The sequence below is a fragment of the Escherichia sp. MOD1-EC5189 genome (genome assembly GCF_002966045.1).
Lineage (GTDB): Bacteria > Pseudomonadota > Gammaproteobacteria > Enterobacterales > Enterobacteriaceae > Escherichia > Escherichia coli_F.
This window is the reverse complement of the sequence record NZ_PTRX01000021.1, coordinates 1-7,020: the sequence shown is the minus strand read 5'-3', so window position 1 is coordinate 7,020 and position 7,020 is coordinate 1. Positions and strand designations below refer to the sequence as shown.

General features: G+C 53.1%; 4 protein-coding genes. 1 reads left to right on the top strand and 3 read right to left on the bottom strand.

Annotated elements, in window-relative coordinates; genetic code table 11:
* Positions 1-86: 86 nt before the first annotated feature.
* The 3 genes from ATB02_RS17525 to glsA form a co-directional block, all read right to left on the bottom strand.
* Positions 87-1,442 (bottom strand): TolC family outer membrane protein, encoded by a 1,356-nt coding sequence (locus ATB02_RS17525; RefSeq protein ID WP_105271976.1) that lies wholly within the window; start codon positions 1,440-1,442, stop codon positions 87-89.
* Between the two features lie 337 nt (positions 1,443-1,779).
* Positions 1,780-3,072, bottom strand: a complete 1,293-nt coding sequence (locus tag ATB02_RS17520; RefSeq protein WP_000982158.1) for an APC family permease — start codon at positions 3,070-3,072, stop codon at positions 1,780-1,782.
* A gap of 2 nt (positions 3,073-3,074) precedes the next feature.
* Positions 3,075-4,007 carry a glutaminase A gene (gene glsA, locus ATB02_RS17515; protein WP_105271975.1) on the bottom strand — a complete coding sequence of 311 codons (933 nt, stop codon included), beginning with the start codon at positions 4,005-4,007 and terminating at the stop codon, positions 3,075-3,077.
* A 261-nt stretch (positions 4,008-4,268) separates the two neighbouring features.
* Between glsA and copA the strand changes: the two genes are divergently transcribed.
* Entirely contained in the window at positions 4,269-6,773 is a 2,505-nt protein-coding gene (copA, locus tag ATB02_RS17510) for a copper-exporting P-type ATPase CopA (protein WP_105271974.1), read from the top strand.
* The last annotated feature ends 247 nt before the right edge of the window (positions 6,774-7,020 follow it).

The following is a 7,020-nucleotide window of genomic DNA, read 5'->3' as shown; positions in this document are numbered from 1 at the left end:
GCATATCCTTAGCGAGTCCATTTATCTAAATAAGACAAAGGTAATCACTTAACAACGATGCATACCTGATATTAATAATGGCAGGATTATTTCAAGTCGGGTAAGTCGTTGTATAAGCCCTGTTTAATTCCCGCTAATGGAATAAGGTTATTAACCGCAGCGGCATAATTCACTGCGGCGACCCAGCCATCATAATTGGCATTTATTTCAGCCGATTGCGCCTGAAAGACATCTTGCTCGACGGTTAATAGATCATTCAGGCTGCGTTTGCCCAATTTATATTCATTTTGGTACACATCTCGCGTTTTGTGCGCACTTTCGGATTGTGCTAAACCGGCTTCTTCGCGACCCCGTGCGCCGGTCCAGTTCGCATATGCCACAGACGCTCGTTGCAGCACATCCAGTTTTGCCTGTTCGACCTGCGAGGCAGAGATTTTTTGTTGCCCTTCGGCCTGTTGCACCTGGGCAGAAACCGCGCCGCCCTGATACAGCGGCGCGTTAACGTTTAGTTGTAACTGGTCGTCCCAGTACGAGCGGTCGCTGGTCTGGTAGCGCGTTTTGCCGCCCTGAATACTGAGCGTCGGCCAGTATTGCGATTTGGTTTTCTCCACGCCGTACTGGGCAGACTGGCGTAAGTTTTCTGCCGCAAGCACCAGCGGGATGGACTGGTAATCAATATTTTTCAACGATACCGGCTGCTCGGCTAATTCAGCAGGTGGCGCGGCTATCGCCTCCGGTTGGACGCCAGTGAGCACCGCCAGTTGCGCTTTGGCGCTCGCCATCTGCGCCTGATATTGCTCCAGCGTCGAGCGCATTCCCGCTATACGCGTCTGGGCCTGCAATTCATCTGACGATGAGTTCAGACCAGCGTTAGCGCGCAGCGCCGCCATGTTGTAGACGTTTTCCAGCGAGTGGATATTGCGTTGAGCCGCATCGCACAACGCCTGATAACGACTGACCTCCATATAGGCAGTCGCCGTTTTTTCGGCAACATCGGTTAAAGTTGCCATCAATTTAAAGCGGTAGCTGTCACGAGCGGCGGTTTGCAGTTTGATATCGTTATCTGTTTTACCGAAGTCATACACCAGCTGTGTCAGGGTTATGCCATACGAAACGTTGTTATCAAGCCTGCCGCTGGAGTCCGTTTGCCGTGACGGCCCCGCGTTGCCGGTTAATCCAACGTGCGGATACCAGGCACTTTTGGCTTCATCAATTTGCGCTTCGCCAATACCTATCTGCGCCGCCTGTTGAGTGACGTCGGGATTTCGCGCAAAGGCGCGTAATATACTTTCCTGTAAAGATAATCGGGCAACTGGCGTTACCGCTGGGGCGTTCGCCCATTGTGGCAGCGGTGCAGCAATTGTAGCTTCTCCCATCACCATAAAACTTATTAAAAAAATAAGTCCATTATTTTTACGGTTTTTAAACTGGAATCGCGCCATAGATAAGTCACTTCCTTCCAGGTCATTATTTTAACTAGTTTTTATAACCAGTCTCATTTTATTAAGAAGGGTAATAACTTGTGCACCTCTTTTGTCGAACATTGAGATTGGAAAAGAAATGCAGTTAAAAAGCTTATACGTTATTTATTTAGAATACACTACGACTTTTAGATTACCATCATACGCATTAAGAATAATCCACAGCAATAAGTGATTAGCATCACAGATTTATCGCGTATATATCATTTTTTTGTGACTTATTTATTAAAGGAATAAGAAAAGAAATTTGAATTAAAGACAAAGGCGCAGTACAGAAAGTACTGCGCGCAGAGAGGTTTTATACGGCTTTATTGCGCTTCATGACCATTGCCACAATAAGGCTGAGTAAGAGTGCGCCAATAATCCATATCAGCGCACGACTGCCCTGGGACCACAGGCTGTAGATAAAGCCAACGATCACCAACAACATAACCAACGTACCAACGATAAGAATCGGCAACGAGGCGTGAATATCATGACGCAGGCGCATCGCCACCACAAACACCGCCAGGTAGCAGATCAAAAAGGTGGCACTGGCAACGCTGGCGAGTGAGCCTAAATTTAGCGCCGCCGTCATCAGCATAATCAACACCACGACGATGATGTTGCCCCAGGTACTCTGCCGCCACAGAGATTTATTCATTAGCTTCGGCAGTTCGCGTTCGCTTCCCATGTTGTCCATGATGTTAAACACGGCGAACAGGTTCGCGTTGATGGCTGACGCCGTCGCCAGTAAAGCACCGATGACAACGATCACATAACCCACATGCCCGAGCAGCGGAGAAGCGGCCTGCGCTACGGCGGTATCGGCATATTTTTCTAACTCTAATGCCGATACATCGCTAAGCAGTACCAGCGCCAGCGCGATGTAAAGCAGTGTGGTAACGCCAATCGCCACCAGAAACGCCCGTGGCATAATGACCGCCGGATCTTTCACTTTATCCGCCGCGTTCGCCATCATGCCAAAGCCCGCATAGGCAAGGAAGGTTATCCCGATACAGGAGAAGAACGCACCGGAGCTGGGAGGCGCAGAGACGGAAATATGCGCCGGTTGTAGCGACCAGACACCGGCAATAATCAGCAATAACAGGATCATCATTTTAATGCCGACGAGGATCACTTCCAGCCGTCCTACCGCATGGTTGCTTAAAGAGTTGAATAGCGTCATCACCGCAATGATCCCCAACGCGTAGAGCAGAATAAGGTGCTCCTCCTGGCTGCCTTCATGCAAAAACTGCACGGCATAAGCGCCAAAAGCACGGGCGACCATGGCGATGCTCACCGCCAGCGTCAACAGGTACAGTAACGAGAGCGCCAGCGAAAAGACGCCGTTGCCTAATCCGCGACGAAAGAAGTCGATAATACCGCCATTGCTGGGATAGCTCGCCCCCAGACGCGCATAGGCATAACCAGAAAACATCGCCACAATACCACCAAAAGCAAAGGCGACCCAGGTCGAGGCTTCCATAAGCAACGCAGCCTGCCCCAGCAGCGCGAAGATCCCCGCCCCCACCATTGCCCCAATGCCGATGGAAACGACGTTCCATAGACCGAGGGGTTTGTTACCGTTATTACCTTCCGTGTTCATCATGATCAGCCCTTAAACACGTTATAGCCGAGTTGCTTAGCGACCGATGCCACCATTTTTTGACCGCGAACACTGTTGCCTTCTTCGTCCAGTGGTGGTGAAAACGCGGCAATTCCCATAACGCCAGGAACGACCGCCAGAATACCGCCACCTACACCGCTTTTGCCCGGTAAACCAACGCGATACGCCCAGTCACCGGAGCGACCATACAGCCCTTCCATCATCATTTCGGCCAGAATGTACGGCACATTGTCGGCCTGAAGAACGCGTTTATGCGTCAGCGGATTCACTCCGCCCGCCGCCAGCGTCGCGCCAAGCGTTGCCAGTTCAATAGTATTGATGAGCGTGGAGCACTGACGGGTGTACACGTCACAGGCTTCCATTGCATCACAATAGAGATATCCGGCGGAGTACAGCAGCCAGGCAATGGCCCGGTTATGGAAGTTGGTCGTTTGTTCCGACTGGTTGACTTCATCAGAGAGCGCTACCTGCTCACCAGCCAGTTGTTGTTGGATATGTAAAATTCGCTGCCAGCGTTGTTCGGCATTTTCAGCGTTAATCAGGCTGGTGGTGGCAATAGCGCCAGCATTTACCAGTGGCGAAAGCGGTTTGCCGCCATGCAACTCTAAGGCGATAACCGAGTTAAAGGGCAATCCGGTCGGGTCAGCGCCAACTTTGTCCTGTACCGCCTGCGGGCCGACATCTTCTAACGCGAGGGCTAACGTACAGACTTTTGAGATGGATTCCAGCGCAAAGCGGTAATCACTGTCACCCGCGCTAAAGACTTTACCATCGCAGGTCACGATAGCCACTGCCGCCAGTTGACTGGGCACATTCGCCAGAAAGGGAATGTAATCGGCATTTTGTCCGCCGTTAAGTGAGTGAAATTGGGTGTAAGCCTGATCCACTGCCTGCTGTAATGTGTTTGCATCTAACATCTTTTGTTAACTCCTTTTTATAGATGCGGGAGGGGATTCCTCACCCCGGTGCCGATTTTCAGGCATCCTGATTTAACTTAGCACCCGCGACTTAACTACAGGAAAACAAAGAGATAAATGTCTAATCCTGATGCAAATTGAGCCGATTTTTTAATCTTTACGGACTTTTACCCGCCTGGTTTATTAATTTCTTGACCTTCCCCTTGCTGGAAGGTTTAACCTTTAACACAGTCAGTCAACACTGTTTTAAAGGAGTACGTTATGTCACAAACTATCGACCTGACCCTGGACGGCCTGTCCTGCGGTCACTGCGTTAAACGCGTGAAAGAAAGTCTCGAACAGCGCCCGGACGTTGAGCAGGCGGATGTGTCTATCACTGAAGCACACGTTACCGGTACTGCCAGTGCAGAACAGCTGATCGAAACCATCAAACAAGCGGGTTATGACGCATCTGTAAGCCACCCAAAGGCTAAACCGCTGGCGGAGTCATCAATCCCGTCGGAAGCACTGACAGCGGTTTCTGAGGCGCTTCCGGCAGCAAACGCCGATGACGATGACAGCCAGCAGTTGCTGCTGAGCGGCATGAGCTGCGCCAGCTGTGTTACCCGCGTACAAAATGCGCTGCAAAGCGTACCGGGCGTCACTCAGGCACGGGTAAACCTGGCGGAGCGTACTGCGCTGGTGATGGGCAGTGCCTCCCCACAAGATTTAGTGCAGGCGGTGGAAAAAGCGGGCTACGGCGCGGAAGCGATTGAAGATGACGCTAAACGCCGCGAGCGCCAGCAGGAAACCGCCGTCGCTACCATGAAGCGCTTCCGCTGGCAGGCAATTGTCGCTCTGGCGGTAGGTATCCCGGTGATGGTCTGGGGGATGATCGGCGATAACATGATGGTCACCGCCGACAACCGCAGTCTGTGGTTAGTTATCGGCCTGATAACGCTGGCGGTAATGGTTTTCGCCGGCGGGCATTTTTACCGTAGCGCATGGAAAAGCCTGCTGAACGGTGCGGCGACAATGGATACGCTCGTGGCGCTGGGTACTGGCGTGGCGTGGCTCTATTCAATGAGCGTCAACCTGTGGCCGCAGTGGTTCCCGATGGAAGCGCGACATCTTTATTACGAAGCCAGTGCGATGATTATCGGTCTGATTAATCTCGGTCATATGCTGGAAGCGCGCGCACGTCAGCGTTCTTCAAAGGCGCTGGAGAAATTACTCGATTTAACCCCGCCGACGGCGCGCCTGGTCACTGACGAAGGTGAAAAAAGCGTGCCGCTGGCAGATGTTCAGCCTGGTATGTTACTACGCCTGACGACCGGCGATCGTGTACCGGTAGATGGTGAAATTACCCAGGGCGAAGCGTGGCTGGATGAAGCAATGCTGACGGGCGAACCTATCCCACAGCAAAAAGGCGAAGGCGATAGCGTTCATGCCGGTACCGTGGTGCAGGACGGTAGCGTGCTGTTTCGTGCCAGTGCGGTTGGCAGCCATACTACGCTGTCACGGATCATTCGTATGGTGCGCCAGGCCCAGAGCAGTAAACCGGAAATCGGCCAGTTGGCGGATAAAATCTCTGCCGTATTTGTGCCGGTAGTGGTGGTGATTGCGCTGGTCAGTGCGGCAATCTGGTACTTCTTTGGTCCGGCACCGCAAATTGTTTATACCCTGGTGATTGCCACTACGGTACTGATTATCGCCTGCCCGTGTGCGCTGGGGCTGGCAACGCCAATGTCGATTATTTCCGGCGTCGGGCGTGCGGCTGAATTTGGCGTGCTGGTGCGGGACGCCGACGCGCTGCAGCGCGCCAGTACGCTCGATACCGTAGTATTCGATAAAACCGGGACGCTGACGGAAGGTAAACCGCAGGTTGTCGCGGTGAAAACATTTGCTGATGTTGACGAAGCGCAGGCGCTGCGTCTGGCGGCGGCACTGGAACAAGGTTCCAGCCATCCGCTGGCACGGGCGATCCTCGATAAAGCAGGCGATATGCAGCTGCCGCAGGTCAACAGCTTCCGTACATTGCGTGGGCTGGGCGTGAGCGGTGAAGCAGAAGGTCATGCGTTATTGCTGGGTAATCAGGCGTTGTTAAATGACCAGCAAGTCGATACTAAAGCGATTGAAGCAGATATTTCAGCTCAGGCATCGCAAGGGGCAACGCCTGTGCTGCTGGCGGTTGACGGGAAAGCGGTGGCCTTGCTGGCTGTACGCGATCCATTGCGTAGTGATAGCGTGGCGGCGCTGCAACGTCTGCATAAAGCGGGATATCGTCTGGTGATGCTAACCGGGGATAACCCCACCACCGCCAATGCGATCGCCAAAGAAGCAGGGATTGATGAGGTGATAGCCGGCGTGCTGCCAGACGGTAAAGCCGAAGCGATCAAACGTCTGCAAAGTGAAGGACGTCAGGTGGCAATGGTGGGCGACGGCATTAACGACGCGCCAGCGCTGGCTCAGGCGGATGTCGGTATTGCTATGGGTGGCGGCAGTGATGTTGCCATTGAAACCGCGGCGATTACCCTGATGCGCCATAGCCTGATGGGTGTTGCGGATGCGCTCGCAATTTCCCGCGCAACGCTGCGCAACATGAAGCAGAACCTGCTCGGTGCGTTTATCTACAACAGCATTGGTATTCCGGTCGCCGCCGGTATTTTGTGGCCGTTCACGGGAACACTGCTTAACCCGGTAGTAGCCGGGGCAGCAATGGCACTCTCGTCGATTACCGTAGTGAGTAACGCCAACCGGTTGCTGCGGTTTAAACCGAAAGAGTGATTGGTATTTACTTAATGCGTTTGTGAGATCCAGTTCTTGTTGCGCTCCTTTTATGAGTCATGCCATATAAAGTGACTGGCGCAAGGAGCGCGCAGGGGGCGGCCAATCGCCGCCGCCCCCTGCACCCCCGGGCTCTGGCGAACAAAATCGCCGCTTCGCGGTACCCTCGGCTTATCCCTTGCGGCTACCGGGTCGGGCGCGAGGTAACATATATGGACGCTCCCGGAATGCAATGCTTTCTTCAGTT